Source organism: Pseudomonas sp. RC2C2 (assembly GCF_018390435.1).
Lineage (GTDB): Bacteria > Pseudomonadota > Gammaproteobacteria > Pseudomonadales > Pseudomonadaceae > Aquipseudomonas > Aquipseudomonas donghuensis.
This window is the reverse complement of the sequence record NZ_JAHBAX010000002.1, coordinates 1,078,344-1,095,990: the sequence shown is the minus strand read 5'-3', so window position 1 is coordinate 1,095,990 and position 17,647 is coordinate 1,078,344. Positions and strand designations below refer to the sequence as shown.

The 17,647-nt window shown below is 65.3% G+C and carries 9 protein-coding genes; 1 reads left to right on the top strand and 8 read right to left on the bottom strand.

The features are described from left to right. Positions 1 to 36: 36 nt before the first annotated feature. The 7 genes from KHO53_RS23725 to KHO53_RS23695 all read right to left on the bottom strand — a co-directional run bounded on the left by KHO53_RS23725 (position 37) and on the right by KHO53_RS23695 (position 13,904). A complete protein-coding gene (locus KHO53_RS23725) occupies positions 37 to 8,124 on the bottom strand; it encodes a DUF4347 domain-containing protein (protein WP_213571026.1) in 8,088 nt (2,695 codons plus the stop codon). Between the two features lie 93 nt (positions 8,125 to 8,217). Continuing rightward, positions 8,218 to 8,757, bottom strand: coding sequence for a phage tail protein (locus KHO53_RS23720; protein WP_100783240.1), 540 nt, complete (start codon positions 8,755 to 8,757; stop codon positions 8,218 to 8,220). Between the two features lie 38 nt (positions 8,758 to 8,795). After that, positions 8,796 to 9,140, bottom strand: a complete 345-nt coding sequence (locus KHO53_RS23715) for a DUF6916 family protein (RefSeq protein WP_100783241.1) — start codon at positions 9,138 to 9,140, stop codon at positions 8,796 to 8,798. Then, the gene (locus KHO53_RS23710; RefSeq protein WP_213571024.1) at positions 9,137 to 9,637 is read right to left on the bottom strand and encodes a GNAT family N-acetyltransferase; all 501 of its coding nucleotides are present in this window, start codon (positions 9,635 to 9,637) and stop codon (positions 9,137 to 9,139) included. Before KHO53_RS23710 ends, KHO53_RS23715 begins: the two co-directional genes overlap by 4 nt. A gap of 114 nt (positions 9,638 to 9,751) precedes the next feature. After that, entirely contained in the window at positions 9,752 to 11,851 is a 2,100-nt protein-coding gene (locus KHO53_RS23705; RefSeq protein ID WP_213571022.1) for an efflux RND transporter periplasmic adaptor subunit, read from the bottom strand. After that, positions 11,848 to 13,167: an efflux RND transporter periplasmic adaptor subunit gene (locus KHO53_RS23700; RefSeq protein ID WP_213571020.1), complete on the bottom strand. Its 1,320-nt coding sequence runs from the start codon at positions 13,165 to 13,167 to the stop codon at positions 11,848 to 11,850. The genes KHO53_RS23705 and KHO53_RS23700 overlap by 4 nt, the downstream gene beginning before the upstream one ends. After that, a complete protein-coding gene (locus KHO53_RS23695; RefSeq protein ID WP_414867812.1) occupies positions 13,164 to 13,904 on the bottom strand; it encodes an efflux RND transporter periplasmic adaptor subunit in 741 nt (246 codons plus the stop codon). Before KHO53_RS23695 ends, KHO53_RS23700 begins: the two co-directional genes overlap by 4 nt. A 263-nt stretch (positions 13,905 to 14,167) precedes the next feature. Here KHO53_RS23695 and KHO53_RS23690 point away from each other — a divergent pair, with 263 nt between their 5' ends. After that, positions 14,168 to 15,934 (top strand): GMC oxidoreductase, encoded by a 1,767-nt coding sequence (locus KHO53_RS23690; RefSeq protein WP_036995613.1) that lies wholly within the window; start codon positions 14,168 to 14,170, stop codon positions 15,932 to 15,934. Positions 15,935 to 15,995: 61 nt separating this feature from the next. On the opposite strand, the gene KHO53_RS23685 is transcribed toward KHO53_RS23690, so the two are convergent. After that, positions 15,996 to 17,642, bottom strand: a complete 1,647-nt coding sequence (locus KHO53_RS23685; RefSeq protein ID WP_100783274.1) for a fatty acid--CoA ligase — start codon at positions 17,640 to 17,642, stop codon at positions 15,996 to 15,998. Positions 17,643 to 17,647 lie beyond the last annotated feature (5 nt).

The window sequence follows — 17,647 nt, the reverse complement described above, 5'->3', positions numbered from 1 at the left end:
GGTACGGCTCGATCTTGAAAGTGTTGGTGCCGTCCATCATGCCCGCGGTCCGATCTGCGTCGGTTGCGCCAGGGCCAGGGCCAACTCGCGTACGGGACGCTGGTCGGCCTCGTTCAGTGCATGCAATTGCTGACCCAGGGTCGGTGCCCCGGAGACACCGCGGCCATCACCGCCGCGCCACTGCTTGCCATCGAAGACGCTCATCTGGACCTCCTCCGACGGCGTTTGCCGGGTGAAAATATTCGAGAAGCTGCTACTGCCAAACACCCCGCCATCGCCACCGCCAAAACCCAGGAACCCCGTGCCCGTGCCCTCGCCAGGAGTGTTGCTGCTGGCAAAGACCTGGGCGATGAAGCTCGGTGCGCTGGCGCCGTTGTGTATGAAGACGCTACCCAAGGGGGCGATGCCGCTGCCCAGCGTGCGCACCTCGAACAACGGCGTCGGCAACAAGGGTGAGGTCGTCGGCTGCGTTGGCATCAGCGGTACTTGTGGTTGCGCCAAGGTGCTCGAAGGCACGGTGCTCGGCTCGGGGACCTTGACCCGGTACTCAGGATCCCCGGCGTCCTGCGCATTGATGACATAGGCCGGCCCCGTCAGCGACACCGCCAATGCATTGCCGGCCTGGTCCTGAATGCCGCTTCCCAGCGCATTCAGGCGCAGGCCAAGGCTACCCTGGCCGCTGACATTGGCCACACTGATGCGGTAGGTGCGGGCATCGACTTGCACCAGCGACTGCACGTTACCGCTGGCACTGCCGGTGCTCGCCACACTGAAATCGCCAGCGTCCACGCCGCTGACCGCTTCGTCGAAGGTCAGGGTGAAGCTCAGGATCTGTTCCGCCGTCGGCGAAGGGCCATCGAGGGTGATCGTGCTTGGCCGCGGCGCCCGCGCGTCAATCAGCACCGCATCGGTACTGGCGACATTATTGAGCGCGGCCTCCAGGTCATTGCCCAGGGCATCGCGCAAGCTGCCACCGTTGAGATCGATGAGCGGCCCGACACTGATGCCGTTGTTGCCTTGCTGGCCGCTGCTGACGGTCATGCGGAACACCAGTGCAGTGCTGCCGGAACCGGAGAGGTAGTCGGCATAGGCGACCCGGCCGTTGCCCAGGCTGATAGCCAGGCGCGGCAAACCGTCGGCGGTATCGACCAGCACGGCTTCGTCCAGCTGCACGGTGAAATCCAGGGTCTGCCCGGCGACATAGGTGCCGTTGGCCGGAACCTGCACCGCCGTCACCGAGGGGGCGACCCGGTCGATGCTATAGACACTGCCTTGCAGGCCACCACCGAGGTCGTTGCCGGCACTGTCGACGATAGCGGTGCCGCTGCCCTTGAGATCAAGGCGCAACGTGCCGAGCCCGGCGAGGCTGTCGACCAGTACGGTGTAGGTCCACCCGTTGAGCGCCGTCACGCTGGCGATACGTCCGCTGGCCGTGCCGCTGAACACCAGCGCGAAGTCGGGGCTGTCGACGCCGCTGACGCTTTCATCGAAGGTCACGGTGTAACGGACCGAACTGCTGGCGACGGGGCTGACGTCGACCCGCACGATATCGGCCACCTGCGGCGCTACGGTATCAACCCGTACCGACGAGGTACTGCCAAGGTTGTTGAGCGACAGGTTCAAGGCATTGCCCGCCCCATCGCGCACGGCCCCGCCGTTCAGGTCCAGGGTGCCTGCCACGCCAATGCCGTTGGCGTCGTTGTTGCCTGCCTGCACGGTGTACTGGAACAGCAGCGCGCCGGTACCGGAGCCTGACACATAGGTTGCGTGGCGGGTCACACCACCGATGTTGAGCAACAACCGTGGCGTCCCCCCGCTGGTATCGACGATCACCGCTTCACTGGTATTGACCGTAAAACTCAGTACATCGCCACTGTTATACGCGCCGGCAGCCGGTACCGAAACCGTGGCCACGCTTGGCACCACGGCATCGATCAATACACCGCTGGTGCTGCCCACGCCGTTGAGCGTGGTCACTGCAGTGTTGCCGACGCTGTCACGCAAGGCACCGCCGTTGCTGTCGATGGCACCGGCCACGCTGATGCCGTTGCTGTCCAGTTGCCCGCTGGCGACGGTCAGGCGGAACACCAGGGCGCCGGTACCGGAACCGGACAGGTAGTTGGCGTAGACCGTGCCGCCGGTGTCCAGGGTGATCGCCAGACGTGGCGTACCACCGCTGGTGTCGACCAGCATGTTCTCGCTGAAATTGACGGTGAAATCCAGGTGTTGGCCGGCGACATAGGTGCCATTGGCCGGCACGCCGACACTGGCGACCGTCGGCACTACGCCATCGATGACGATGCTGTCCTGGCCGGCGATGGAGTTGGCGCCACCCACGGTGGGCAGGGTCAGCACCGCGTCGTCGCTGTGCACGCTTTTGATCGTCGCGCCGTTGAGGCTCAGCGCGCTGGTGGAGGTGTAATCCAGATCGCTGCTCAGGTCACCGGCCTGGACTACATAACTGAACGTCAGGGTCGTGCTGCCGGAGCCCGATACGTAGGACGCCAGGCGATCGACCAGACCGGTTTCCAGCAACAGGCTCGGTGCGCCGCCGCTGGTATCGACGACCACCGTCTGGTCGAAGCTGACGGTCACGCTGATGACGTCACCGACCTTGTAGCCACCATTGGGGTTGCTGACCTGGACGTTACTCACCCGCGGATTGAGCGGGTTCACGTTCAGGTTGATGGTGTCGCTGTCGGTCTGCGCACCGCCGCTGCCGCTCAAGCCCTGGTCGTTGCTGATGATCTGCAATGACGCCAGGCCGTTGAAGCCCGGTGTCGGGGTAAAGCTCAGTCCATTGAGCGCCGCGTTGATGCTGGCCAGGCTACCAGTGAAGACCATCGTCGTATCGGCCGTGCCGTCACCGCTGGTGAAGCTCAGGCCGGTAGTTGTGGAGAGCGTGATCAGGCCATTGGTGGCCACAAGCGTTACCTGCAGCGCACCGCCGCCGGCATCCACGTCACTGATGCTGATCAGGTTGCCGTTGCCGGTCGAGAACACCAGCACGCTGTCCTGGGCGAACGACTGGGTGCCAGGCACCGCGTTGAGCGGCGCATCGTTGATGGCGGTCACGGCCAGGGTCAGCGTCGTGCTGCTGGCCTCGGAGCTGCCGGTACCGGAGTTGCCGGGGTCGACGCCAGTGTTGCCGCCGTCGTCGATGGCCACCGTCAGGGTGACGTTGCCGACCGAGTTGGCGGCGGTGAGGAAGTTCACCTGGCTGGCGGCGATGAAGGCGTTGATATTGGCCAGGCCGCCCACCAGGGTCAGGCTGCCGGTGCCGGAACCGCTCACCGTAACACCGCTGCCGCTGGTTGCGTTCAGGCTGCCACTGGGCACCGAGAGGACGACCGTGACCGCGCCGCTGCCGGCGTCGGCGTCGGTAAAGCTGATGCCGGTGATGGCGCCAGGCTGGTCCTCGTTCACGGCAATGCTGCCCGGCGCGCTGATACTCGGTGCGTCGTTGACCGCCGTGACCTGCAAGGTCGTGGTGGTCGAGGCCGTGGCGATGCTGGCGGTGTCGATGCTCACCGTCAGGGTCACATTGGCGGTGGCGTTGCTGGCAGTGGTGAAGCTCAGGTTACTGCCGGCAATGAAGGTGTTGATGTTGGCGATAGTGCCGGTCAGGGTACGGGCCGAGCCCGTACCACCGACCACCACCCCGCCACCACTGATGGCCGACAAGGTGCCGGAACCCACCGTCAGGGTTACCGTGGCCATGCTTGAATCGACATCGCTGAAGCTGATGCCGGTGACTGCGGTAGCCGTGTCTTCGCTGACCGACAGCGTCGCCGGGGCGCTAACCTGCGGCGCGTCATTGATCGCCGTGACGCTGACTGTCTTGGTCGCCACGCTACTGTCCAGGCTACCGTCGTTGACCTGGAAGCTGACCGTACGGGTAGCGCTGCTTGGTGCGTCGGACAGGTTGCTGTAGGTCACCGCGCGCAGTGCCGCCTGCCATTGCGCCAGCGTGGCCGAGGCACCTGCCGAGGTCAGGGTCAGCACGCCGCTGGCAGCATTGTAGCTGGCGCTGATATTGCCCATGGTCGCCGGGTTGTTGGTGAACGCCAGGCGGTCTTCAGCCGTCTGCAGGTTGCCGGTGATGCTCACCGTGGCGCTGGCCAGGCTAAGGTTGTCGGAATCCGCCAAGGTCAGCCCGCTATCGATAACCACAGGCGTGGAGGCGACATTGTTGCCTTCGGTAAACGCTGTGGTGCCGCCACTGGTGGTGACCTGCGGGGCGTCGTTGACGGCGGTGACGGTCACACTGGCCGTGTCGCTGGCCAGTGAGAAGGCGCCGCTGCCGCCGGACAAGGCGGTGTCCACCTTGGTGCCCTGCTGCCCCGCGGTCACGCCCGTCTGGTCCCAGGCGTTGTAGGTCAGGGTGGCTGTGGTGCCATTGGCGCCGTCTGGCACAAAACGCACTTTGTCGGTGGCCCGCAACAGCAGCGCGCTGTTGGCCGCCACGCTACCCATGGCGTTCCAGGTGCTGCCGTCGAGGCTGTACTGCCAGGTGCCGTTGCCACTGGTGAGCCCGGTGATGGCAATGCCTTGCAGCGCACCGCTGTCGACATCGCTGATGCTGGCGCCAAGCACGCTGGCAACCGTCTGCCCGGGGTTGTTGATCGCACCGTCGGTCAATGGTGTGAGCGCAGGTGCGGCCGGGGTCAGCACCGGGGCATCGTTGAGTGCGGTGACGCTCAACGTGGCCTGGGCGATACCGCTGGAGAACGCGAGGCTGCCACCGTTGCTGCTGGTGTCGGCGCTATTGCGGGTGCTGTTGGTCGAAGCCGTGCCGCTGGTCTGGTCCCAGGCGCGGAACGACAGGCTGACGTTCTCGCCATTGCCCTGGTCCGGCACATAGCGCAGGTAGCTGCTGCTCGACAGCAGCAAGGCGGCATTGCCTGCGACCGCGCCCACCGCGTTCCAGGTCAGGCCATCGGTAGAGTACTGCCAGGTGCCGTTGCCGCTGCTGCCGGTCAGGGCAATCCCGGACAGCGCACCGGCATCGTCATCTGCATAGGTCAGCCCGCCGAGGAGGGTCGAGACCAGCACGCCGGAGGTCGGTGTGTTCTCGTCGGTGCCGGGCAGTGCGTACGGCCCGCCGGACAGCGTCGGCGCATCGTTGACCGCCACCACCGTCACTGTGCTGGCGATCGCCAGCACCTGGGTGTCGACGCCGCCATTGCTGGTGCCGCCGGTGTCGCGGATGCTGGTCAGGGTCACCACCCGGCTGGTGGTGTCCGGGGCCTGGCTGCTGTTGCGGTAGGCCAGGCCGTCGACCAGGGTCTGAGTCGCCGCCGTGGTGATACCGCCAACCTTGCTCAGGGTCACGGTAGCGGTGCTGCCGGTAATGTTCACCAGGTAGCTCATGCTATTGCTGGCGGTGGTGCCGGTCGCGCCGTTGAGCAGGACAATGGAGGTGCCGTCGACCACCAGCAACTCGTCGCTGCCATTGCCCAGGTTGCCGACCGTGAGGATCAACTGGTCGATATTCTGCCCCGCCTCCAGCGCACTGACGGTGACGCCGCTGAACAGGTCCGCCGCGCCACCGCCCTCGGTAAAGGTCGGGTTGTTCGGCGTCGCCACTACCGTCGGCGCATCGTTGATCGCGGTGATGGCGACGGTGACGTTGGCATTGCTGCTGGTACCGCCGTCGCCATCGTTGACGGTAACGCGCACGGTCCGGCTGGCACTGGCGATGTCGCCGGTATTGCTGTTGCTGTAGGTCAGGTTGCGCAGCAGCGCTTCGACGATGGCGGGCGTCGCGCTGGCGTTGAGGCTGATGACCAGGTTGCTGCCCCCGGTACCGCCGGCAACGGTGCCGATGGTCACCCCGGCATAGGTGATGTTGCTGCCCGATATGCCAATCTGGCCGGCACCCACGCCCTGGTTGCGAACACTGAGCACGTCCTCGCCCGCCACCCCGTTGCTGACGATCGACACGGTGACATTGCCGCCGTTGAAGTCCGCCGAGTCGGCATCGCTGAGCGTGGCATTGCCGCCCAGATCGATCAGCACGGCACTGCCGCCTTCGTTGAAACCGACCGAATCGCCATTAAGGTTGCCGACCACCGGCACGGCATTGCTGAGGGTGGTGAAGTTCAGCGTGGTGTTGTTCTTGATGCCCTTGAAAATCGCGCCATCGAGGTCGGCGAAGGTCTTGCTGTCGAAGCGGATGGCGTAGCCGGTCCCCATCGCCAGGGTGATCGACGGGTCGATGGTCCAGGTCGAGCCGGAACCGGTGATCTGCCCACTGCCTACCGCGATGGTCTCGACAATGACGTTGTCGGAAGTCCGCACGATATAGAGGTTGCCGTTGCCCTTGACCACGCTCTCGTTGAAGGTCAAGACGATATTGGCGGTGGGCGAAACGTTCACCCCGTTGTCGCTCGGGGTGGAGCTGACCACGATGGGCGGGCGGTCGTTCTGGATGACGTAGGTGCCGGTGGAGGTGTTGATCCCGGCATACAGGTCGACGTCACCGTCACCATCGAAATCGGCGACCCGGTAGTTGGTGCCGCTGGTGTCGGTCAGGGCCAGGCCGGCAAACGGTGAAGCGGCCTGGGTCATGAGGGTGAAGGTGCCGTCGCCATTGCTGCGCGCGTACTGCCAGGCCGTACCGTTGCCGCCGGTCTGGTAGAGGATGTCGGTATCGCCGTCGCTGTCGAAGTCGCCCACCACCAGGCGCGCACCAAAGACCGGTGCCGGGAAGGTGCTGCTGGACTGGCTGCTGAAACTGCTGCCGTCGTTGCGATAGTAGTTGCCGGTGGCGCCGTTGACACCGGTAAGAATGTCCAGGTCGCCGTCACCGTCGAAATCACCGACCCGGTAGGCGTTGCTGTTGTGGTCGGCGAAGCTCAGGCCGGCGAACGGCGACACGTTCTGGGCCATGAGAGTGAACGTGGCATCGCCATTGTTGAGCGCGTACTGCCAGGCCGAGCCATTGCCGCCGGTCTGGTACAGGATGTCGGCGTCGCCGTCGTTGTCGTAGTCGCCTACCACCATGCGCACGGCGAAACTCACCGACGGAAAGGTTGTATTCGACTGGCTGCTGAAACTGCCACCATCGTTGCGAAAGTAATTGCCCTGGCCGCCGTTGATCCCGGCCAGCAGGTCGATATCGCCATCGCCGTCGAAATCGTCGGCGAAAAAGTTGTTACCCGCGGTGTCGCCCAGGCTCAGGCCGGCAAAGGGCGAGGCGGCTTGGGTCAGAAGGGTGAAGGTGCCGTCGCCGTTGCTGCGCGCATACTGCCAGGCCGTGCCGTTGCCGCCGGTCTGGTAGAGGATGTCGGCATCGCCATCACCGTCAAAATCGCCCGCCACGGTACGCACACCGAACAACGGCGCCGGAAAGGTAGCGGTAGAACCGGAGCTGAAGCTGGTGGCCAGCAGGCTCTGGTAGCCGCTCAACTGGGCGCCCAGGGAGGCGCTTTGCAGCACCCCGCTGCTGCGCTCCAGGGTCCAGTTGCCGCCCAGGGCCTGGGCCCCGGTGTCATCGGTGGAGGCCGCGATATCGGCCCCGGTCAACGCCGCCAGCTGATCGACGAACGCCTGGCCGGCGCTGTCCTTGCCGACGCGACAGCCATACAGCATCAGGTCGCCATCGGCCTTGAGCGCCGAGCCGATGCCTTGCAGGGCTGCGCTGTGCTCGGCCAGGTTGCTGCTGTCGAGCCAGACATTGCCGAGCTGTACGGTGCCCGATGCCCCATGGGACAGCAAGTGGATGGCGTCCAGGCCGTCGCGCCCTTTCAGGTAGTCGGCCATCTGTTGCAGGCCGTCCTTGCTCGGGTCGAGGATTACCACCTCGGTGCCGGCAGGCAGGCCGTTGATTAACTGTTGCGAGTCCTTGACCTGGCCATCGACGAACACCACTTCGTGGCGTTGTCCGGCCTGTTGGCTGCCAATATCGGCGGAGGCCAGCGCAGCCTGTGCGTTGTGCTCGGCAGAGACGCTGTCCTTGGCCGGCTCGGCCGTCGCCTCGGCCTCCTGGGCAACGACCGCCACGGAGGCATCGAACATGATCCGCGGCTCCAGGGCGAACAGCAATGGTGCTTGGCCGCTGCCCGCAAGTGGCGTGGATTGCTGCGCCGCCTGACGCTTGAATCGCTCGATCAACTTCATGCCCCGCCTCCTGCTGTGCAACCGCCCTGCCCACAGGCAGCAAACGGTGGAAAGTGGCGGCGGCCCGGCGGGGGCGCCACCGAACTGCGCTGATCAGCTACGCGTAGGGAAGGTGCCTTCCAGCGCAATGATGTAGGTGACGCCCAGGTACGGATTACGGTTGCCGAATGGCTGGCTGCCGCCGGCCAGGCTCAGCGAGTTGGGGGCCAGGGTCACCGCACCGGTCATGTCGCTACCGTAGATGTTCACGGTGTTGCCGGCGGTATCGGCCGCGCGCGCCAGGTACAACGATTCGCTGCCCACGTCGCTGCTGCCGCCAACCGTCGAGATAACCTGCGCATGGCCGTGACTCGGCAGCTGGTTGTAGGTCAAGGTAATGTTCTCGACCCCGCCCACCTCGCCCAGATCGATATCGCTCAGGCCCGGTCCCTGCCCGGTTCCAATCGGGCTACGCCCGCGCAGGTCCGGCAGGCCAAAGGTGTTCTGGCCATTGCCGCCGTAGATCGTGCCAAGGATCGAGAACAGCGCCGCGTTCTGCGCGATAGGCAGGATCTGGGCCTGGCAGAGGGCATATCCGCGAGGCGCGAAATTGCCGCCGAACATCTTGATTTCACCGAGAAATGGTTCGCTCATCGGGCATTTCCTTACGTTGCGTTGTTGGAATGACGGGCCTAGCCGCAAACCGCCTGCGGCGACGATTGGCATTCGCGATGGATCACCGCTTCGAGGGTATGGCGCCCGTCTGCCTCAGGCATTACCGGCGTCATCAGCAACACCCACTCCTGCCCCGCCGGGCCGCCCAGGCGATAAACCGCCTGGGGCAAGCTGACCGCGGGAGGCAAGGCGAAGACCACGGAAAAACATTCATAGCGGGCGCTCATCGGCGTCCCGTCGAGCAACTGCAGCAAGGTCAGCGGCAGCGCCTGGTCCGCTCCGATCCAGAGGACGAAGCCATCCGCGGCCGCTTCGGCCAGCTCGTTGCGGCTGGGGATGGCATAGAGAACCTGTTCGCTCATGAGGCAATCCTGCTGACAGAAGCCCGGGCTTGGCGGCGCATGCGCAGGTAGACACCGGACGTGTTGATGACCTGAAAACCGAACCGGGCATACAGCCGCTGCGCCGGGTTGTAGGGCTCGACCGACAACTCCACCGCCAGCCCGTGGTCATCGGCGCGCTGCAGCAGATCCGTGAGCAAGCGGGTGCCGAGCCCCTGGCCACGGTAAGGCGGCAACAGGGCGATATCGATGAGGTTGAGCGTGGTCTGGCCCCAGAACAGGTAGAGCCGGCCGCAGGCCTGCCCGTCTTGTTCGATGATGGAGAACTCGGCGTCGGGGAAATGTGCCTGGTAGTACTGGTGCTGGGCGTGGAACTGCTGGGCGAGAAAGGCTTCTATGGCCTGCGCGGACCAGCCACTGGGGGCCATTTCCTCGGTGCGGGTGCTGGCATAGAGCAGCCGCAGAAAGTCCAGATCGCCAGCTTCGGTCCCACGAAGAGACACCGCGAACTTCATCATGAACGCAAACTTCCCTGTTTGGTGGAACCGCCGTGGCCTGGAGCTGGATGATCTGCTGATCAGAGTGACATTAAACTGATGGCAGATTACTCCAACTGTCGGACAATCACACTATCAAAATCCGCTTTCCCTTACACCGAGTGCGGCCATTCGTCGCCAGGCCGCTCCCAGAAGGGATTCGCCGCGGCCTTCAAGCACCACAAGCCCACGAACAGGGTGCGAAATGCCTGTCTGCACCGCCTCTTCCAGGCTAAAACGCACGCCGTATTGGGCCTGCAATGGCTGGGCCCGCTTCTGCTCATCGCGGCGCACGGCAATTGGCCCCTGCTGTTCGGACACCAGCGCTTCCTGATCAATATAGGCCACGCCCGTGGCGTCGACATCATCCAGGCTCACCTTTAACGAGGCACGCACCGGATCGTCCGCGACAAAGTGCCCGAGCGTCCCCGGCCGGACCCGCCATAAGTCGGCCTCGGCCAGGTAGCCACGCAGGCGCATGCCCTGCTCCACCACGGCAGCCAGCGGCAACTGCGCTGGGACCCAGCGGCCCGGGGCGAGGTCGCCGACCAGGTCACGCACGATGCCTGCATGGGGCGCGCGCAGGTTCAGGCGTTCGCGCTGGGCCACCAGGCCGCGGTATTCGGCGACGGCTTCGGCCAGGCGCTGCTCAAGGATGCCGCTGTCGGCGGCGGTTTCGCTGCGCCCGGCCTGACGACGCAGTTGCAGCTGGAGAATCTCGATTTCGCGACGAATGATGCGCAGGCGCGAGTCCAGGTCCGGAGACTCCAGCTCCAGCAACAGCTCATCCCTGGCCACCACCTGGCCGTCGTGGACCCGCACCTGGCGAATACGCGCCGCAGTTGGCGCATGCAACGCGCTGCTGCGCGATGCCTCAAGCATCGCCGGCACTTCGACGTCGCTGCGCCAGGGCACCAGCAACAGCGCCAGCACCCCCAGCAGGCCCAGGCCCAGCCACAGCACCCGCTGCGGCCGGGCATGCTTGCGCTGCTGCCACCAGTGACGCCACTCGCGCCAGATCGGCAAGCCGATGAACCAGGCAAGCTCCACCAGCATCAGGAAGATACCCAGGACCTTGAAGAACAGGTGGTAAACCGCCAGGGCGATGCCGAAAAACAGTACTGCCCGCCATAACCACGAGGCATAGCCCCAGACCAGCAGGCGCCGACGCATGCCCGCCGACCAGGGTTCGGGCGCCGGCTCGCGGTAGCCGAACAGGGTTTCACGCAGGTGCCAGCGACACAGGGCGTAGGCGCGGCCCTGGAGGTTGTCGACCGCCCACAGGTCGCTGAGCAGGAAGTAGCCGTCAAAGCGCATCAACGGGTTGAGGTTGATCGCCAGGGTGGTGAGCCAGGTCGCACTGGCGAGCATGAACGCCGCCGTGCGCCCTGCGCCGTCCGGCAGCAACGACCAGGCCAGCAAGGCGATGCAGGCCAGCAGTAGCTCGGCGAGCACGCCGCCGGCGCCGATCAGCAGTCGGCTGCGGCGATCGCGCACGCGCCAGGCATCGCTGACATCGGTGTAGAGCATCGGCAACAGCACCATGAACGCCAGCCCCATGCTCGGTACCCGGCAGCCAGCGCGCTTGGCCATGTAGGCATGGCCGAACTCGTGACACAGCTTGGCGAAACCCAGGGCAATGGCAAAAGCCAGCACCCCGCCGAGGCTGAGCAAATGCGGAAACGTTGCGAGAAAGCGCTCCCAATCGCGCACCACCAAGAACACCCCCAGCCCCAGCACCAATGGCAGACCATAACGCAAGAGCCCGGGCCCGAAACGCGCCAGCCACGGCCAGGTGCGATTGAGAAAGGCATCCGGGCGCCATAGCGGAATGCGGAAAAACAGGTACTTGTGCAGCAGTTGGGTCCATACCCCCTGGCGCTGACTCGCCGCCTTGGCGGCGTAGCCTGCGCGCTGCTCATCATCGTCGGGCGCAACCAGGTCGTGCCCGCGCAGAAAGCGCAGCAGCTCTTCCACGGCAGCCGCCGGCAGTGGCCCGCCGGGTTCGGCATTGGCGGCTGCCAGCACCCGCCGCGGGTCGCCCAGGGCCCAGTGCCGCAACAGGCGCATGGCCGGTGCGCCGAGCTTGAAGTAGCGCCCGCGCAACGGGTCGGCCAAGGTCCACTGCGGCGCCCCGTCCAGCCCCGGCGCACTGGCCGAGAGCTGCAGGTCCTGGCGCAGGGCGGGCAGGCTCAAACACCCACCGCCTGACGCAGCGCCGCCAACGGCCGGCGCAACAGGTACAAGGCCAGCGGGGCGCGCTGGCCGAAGAGTTTGGCCGTGCCGCGCAAGCCGATACGCGGAGGCGCATCGCTGAAGCTTGCGTCCAGCCGATATGCCAACTGCCCGGCCGGCGTGCTCTGGGCCTGATAAGCGGCTCGTTGCAGGTGTGCACTATGGCGGTGTAACGGGTCGCTATCGAGAAACAGGGCTACCTCGGCGCCCGGCTCCAGGCTGATGGCATCGGCCACGGGCAGTTCGATTCGTAACTCGGCCTGGGTCGGGTCGGCGATGTCCAGCAGGCGCTCGCCGGTTTGTACCGGCTTGCCGGTCCAGCGCTGGGCATCGGCGAATACCGCAATGCCAGCCCGCTCGGCACGCACCTCGGTGCGCGCCAGCAGGTCGCGGGCATAGTCGCGTTCCGCACGTTTTTGCTCGACCCGCGCCGCCAGCAGGTCAAGCCGGGCACCGGATTCGGCATCGGAGAAGGCCCGCTGGGTATTGGCCTTGAGTTCGGCCTCGGCCACGCCAAGGGTGCGCTCGGCCACATCGGCTTGCGCCTTGAGGCTGGTGGCATCAAAGCGTAGCAACAACTGGCCGACGGCCACTCGCTGGTTGGGTTTGACCAGGAACTCGGCGATCACCCCGTCCAGTGGCGCCGCCACCACCTGCGCGTTGCGCGGGACCACCTCGGCCGGGGCCAGTACCGACTGGCGCACAGGCACGAACAGCAACAGCAGCACGATACTGGCAAGCGCCCAGCGGGTCCGTAGCGGCCAGCGCAGGCGCCACGGCTTGCCAGGTTGCAAGGCTTGCCAGGCATGGCTGTAGCAATCACCCAGCTGCACCAGCAGGGCTTGTTCGGCCTCGCTCCAGGGCGTGTCGCGGGCCAGCCAGAGGCCACCGAACACCTCGCCTTGACGGTCCTTGAGCGGTAGCCAGAACGCTTCGGCCGCCGACAGTGCCTGCCAGTCCTCGCGGCTGGCCGCATCCAGCGCCTGCGCGAGCACCGGAGCAGCCACGGCCAGCTGCTTGGCGTTCTCCAGGCAGCCGACCGCCCGCTCGATGAACGCCACGAACGGCGCATTGGGCTCGATCACACTAATGCCGGTAAGCGCCCGGACCTTGTTGGCGATCAGCAGCACGGCATGGCGGTAGCCGAACAGCGCCTGGCCATCGTTGACCATGGCGAACGCCAGGGCCTCGACGGTGGTAGCAGCCCGGGCCTGGCGCTCCAGGCCCAGGTAATGGGCCAGTAATTGCTCGAGCACACCCGGGGCCGGGGCGTTCATGGCTGCTCGGCGAAATGCGCGGTACCGCTCATTCCCGCCAGCAGCCCCGGGCTGTTGGCCGGCAGCGTGCCGATCAACAACAGGGTCTGGCTGCCTTCGTCAATACGCGCGCCAAGGCGCTTGACCGAGGCCTCCAGGGGTTTGCCGGTTTCGTCGGGGGTAAAGCTGAACCTCTGCTCCGGCTTGAGCCGCCCCAGCCAGCGCGAGGGCACCAACAGGTGGATTTCCAGGGAGCGATTGTCGACGATTTCCAGCAGTGGCGCACCGCTGGCGACACTTTCGTGGGCCTGGACCTTGCGTGCGACCACCTGGCCATCGAACGGTGCCTTGACCTGGCAACGCTGAACGTGCACCTGATACACCTGCGCTTCAGCCTGGGCCTGGGCCTGACGGGCCTCGGCCAGGGTGACCTCGAAACGCCCGACGGAATTGAGCGCAGCCAGCTGCTGCTTGTTGCGCAGCTCTTCACGGGCGGCACGTACCGCTGCGTTGGCCGCGCTCTGTTGCGCCTGGTAGGCGCTGCAGTCGAAGCGCACCAGCACATCGCCCTTGGTGAACGACTGGCCTTCGGCATAGGGTATCTCCACCACCCGCCCGGCCAGCTCACTGGCCAACAGCGCCTGGGAGCGCGCCCGCAACACGCCACGGACCTCACTGGCGGTGGAGGTAGCACCTTCGAGCAACGGGTCAGGGTCCGTCGCGGCCTGAGCCCATCCGCTGGCCATCACCAGCACCATCCACCACGCTGATCGCTTCATGTTGCTGCATCCTTGCGGTTATGGCCGGATGCTATCAATCTTTTCGGCCATCCGGAAGTCGGATGCCGGTCCATCCGGCTGGACTGCATGCCCCTTCCCACCCCGACCAAGTGATCTTGAAATGCCACTTTGCTCTGCTAGCGTTAGCAGCGCACCAACGCACCAGCGCATCCCCGCGTTCGCGGGTTGCAACCGCGGTACAAGGACGATAGACCCTCTGCCAACAATGATTGGAGGCAACAATGAGCGCAGTCACCAGTTCGACCAATTTCGGTCATGGCTACCCCACCCCCGGCCCACAAACACCCAACGCACAGAAGGTGCTGGACCATGTGTTCTTTCTCTCCGAGTCCGCCTGGAAACAGGTCCGCGAAGAGGAGCAGTTCGACTTCATCATCATCGGTACCGGCTTCTGCTCCCTGGCCTTCGCCGAGCGGATCCTGGGCAGCAACCCCAAGGCGCGGATCCTGATGGTCGAACGCGGGCCGTTCTTCCTCCCCGAGCACTTCCAGAACCTGCCGATCCCCTACCAGAAAACCCTCGGCGGCTTTTCCGAAACCTTCCCCTGGACCCTCTCGGCCCGCACCGCCAGCCAGCCACCGGGCAACATCGGCTGGCAGCACGGCATGGTGCCGTTCTTTGGCGGGCGCAGCATCATGTGGAGCGCCTGGTGCCCACGGCCGACCAAAGATGAAATGGCCTTCTGGCCCGAGCAGACCATCGCTGCCGCCGAGGCCCGCTTCGAGTCGGCCGAGAAGCTGCTCAACGTGATCCCGGCCGACAAGATCGACACCCAGCTCGACCCGCAAGTGCGCGCCCATGTTACCGAGCAGCGCCCGGTCTACGGCACCCTGCAGCTTGAGCTGCAGAAAATGCTCGAGCACAACATCGGCAAGATCGACTCGGCCACGCGCTGGTTACCGGCGCCACTCGCTGCCGCTGCCGATCGTGCTGGCGGCGTTGACTTCGCCAAGTTTTCGACCCCGGCCTCGATCATGGAACTGGCGGGCAAACAAGCCGACCTTGCCGCCGCCGGCAGCGGCAGCCCGCTGCGCATCATTACCGAGTGCGTTGTCGAACGTATCCACCAGCAGGATGGCGTAGCCACTGCGCTGCAAACCTCGCGCGGGGTGGTCAACATCGGCAATGCCAAGCTGATCCTGGCCATGGGCACCCTGCCGCCGGCGACCTTGCTGATGAACTCGTTCCCGCAGGTCAAGCGTGCTGGCGATCGCTTTACCGCGCACTTCATCACCTCGGTGGTGGCGCGGGTGCCGCGCAAGGACTACCCGTTCGCCGCCAAGCTGGCCGAGCTGGAACTGGCGGCGATCTACCTGGCCGGCAAGAACCGGGACAACGGCATGCAGTACCACGTGCAGCTGTCGGTGCTGTCTGACCGCGAGCCTGCAAAGAACGCGCAGAAAGCCGCGCGCTACATGCCTGACGTGGTGGCCACCGCATCCATGGCGCAACTGGAATCGTCGAAGGATTACCTGGTGTTCGTTTGCGCCGTGCTCGGCGAGATCGACTTCCGCAACCCGGAAAACCACTTCCACCTCAACGGCCAGGCCGACCCGACCACCAACGTCAACCTGCAGGTGCTGGCCAGCGAAACCGACCGGCAAACCTGGGACACCATGGATCAAGGGACCTTCCAGATGATGGAACGGGTGTTTGCCCCCGAGGGCAAGGTCGAATACTGGCATGGCGACCCGAACCTGGGCCATTGGACCAGCGAGCGGCCAAGCATTCCCGAGCGCCGGGTGGCCGGGCTGGTGCACGAAGGCTCGACACTGTGGATTGGCGACAAGGACGAAGGCGTCGTTGGCCTGGATTACCGCCCCCATGGTGTGGAAAACGTCTACGTCACCGGTGGCGCGCTGTGGCCGGCCAGTGGTTCGTGGAACCCGACCATGACCATGGTGGCCCTTGCCCAGGACCTGGCTGACCAGCAACTGCACTGCATCAATGCCGTCCAGCCGCTAACCTCGGACCTGACCGAAGTCTGACCGAAGCCTGATCTGTAGGAGCTGACAACTCCTACAGAGCCTTCCCCCTCAACGCCGTCTTTCAGACGCTGCCGTGGCGTTCGCGAATCAGCTTCTTGTTGATCTTGCCGACGCTGGTTTTCGGAATCTCACTGACAAAGCGCACCAGCCGCGGGATCGCCCATTTATTCAGGTGGCCACTGTCGACAAACGGCTGCAGGTGGCGGGCCAGCGCTGGCTGGTCCAGCTCGACGCCGGCAACGCAGACCACCAGGGCCAGCGGCTGTTCGCCCCATTGCGCATCGGCCACCGCCACCACCGCCACCGACTCGACACCGCTGTGCTGGCTGATCAGGCTCTCCAGCGCCACCGAGCTGATCCACTCGCCGCCGGTCTTGATCACGTCCTTGATCCGATCGCGAATCTGCACCACGCCGTGTTCATTGATGCAGGCCATGTCACCGGTGTGCAGCCAGCCGCCGGCCCAGAGCGCGGCGCCCTGCTCCGGCTCTTTCAGGTAGCCCTGGGTCAGCCACGGCGCGCGGACGACGATTTCCCCGAGGCTTTCGCCGTCATGGGCCAGCGCCTCGCCGTGTTCGTCGACGATGCGCAGGTCCACCAGCGGGATCGGCACCCCGGCATTGATGCGTAGCGGCAGTTGCTCGTGCATCGGCAGCGCCAGGTCCGCAGCGCTGAGGCGGGTGACGCTGAGCAACGGGCAGCTCTCCGACATGCCGTAACCGCAGTGCACGCGAATGCCCCGGGCACTGGCCCGCGCCGCCAGGCCCTGGGTCAGGGCACTGCCACCGAGCAGCATCTTCCAGCCGCTAAGGTCGGTGCGCTGACCCTCTTCGCAGTCGAGCATCATCTGCAGCAGGGTCGGTACGCAGTGGGAGAAGCTCACCTGCTCTTCACGCATCAAGCGCACCAACTGGTTGGGCTCGTAGCGGCCGGGGTAAACCTGTTTGATCCCCAGTGCCGTGGCCACGTAAGGCACGCCCCAGGCATGCACGTGGAACATCGGTGTAATGGGCATGTACACATCACCCGAGCGCAGCAGTGCCTCGCCTCCGCTGGCGGCGAAGGTGCCCAGTTCGTTGAGGGTGTGCAGCACCAGTTGCCGATGGGTGAAGTACACGCCCTTGGGGTTGCCGGTGGTGCCGGTGGTGTAGAACAGCGTGGCGACGGAGTTTTCGTCGAAATCGGCGAAGTCGAACGAGGTCTCGGCGCTGGCCAGCAGCGCTTCGTACTCACCCAGCAGCGGCAGATTCGTGTCGGCGCCAGGGCCATCGCTCAGGCCAATGTAGCCCTTCACCGTCGGCAACTGATCGCGCAACGGCGCAATCAGCGGCAGAAAGTCGTCATGCACCAGCACCAGGTGATCCTCGGCATGGTTCATGGTGTAGCGCACCTGCTCCGGTGACAGCCGGACGTTGACGGTATGCAGCACCGCGCCGAGCATCGGCACGGCAAAGAAGCACTCCAGCGCGCGGTGGCTGTCCCAGTCGAGCAAGGCCACGGTGTCGCCGGGTTTGACCCCGGCTTGGCTGAGCACATTGGCCAGGCGCTGGATGCGTTCGAGCAAGGTGCTGTAGCTGTAGCGCAGCTTGTCGGCATAGACGATTTCCTGGCCGGGCTGATAGCGCACCCCCGAGAGCAGCAGGCGCTTGATCAGCAACGGATAAGCATAGGCCCCGGGGGCCGGTTCGATGATGCGGGTGGTGGTCATGTGCG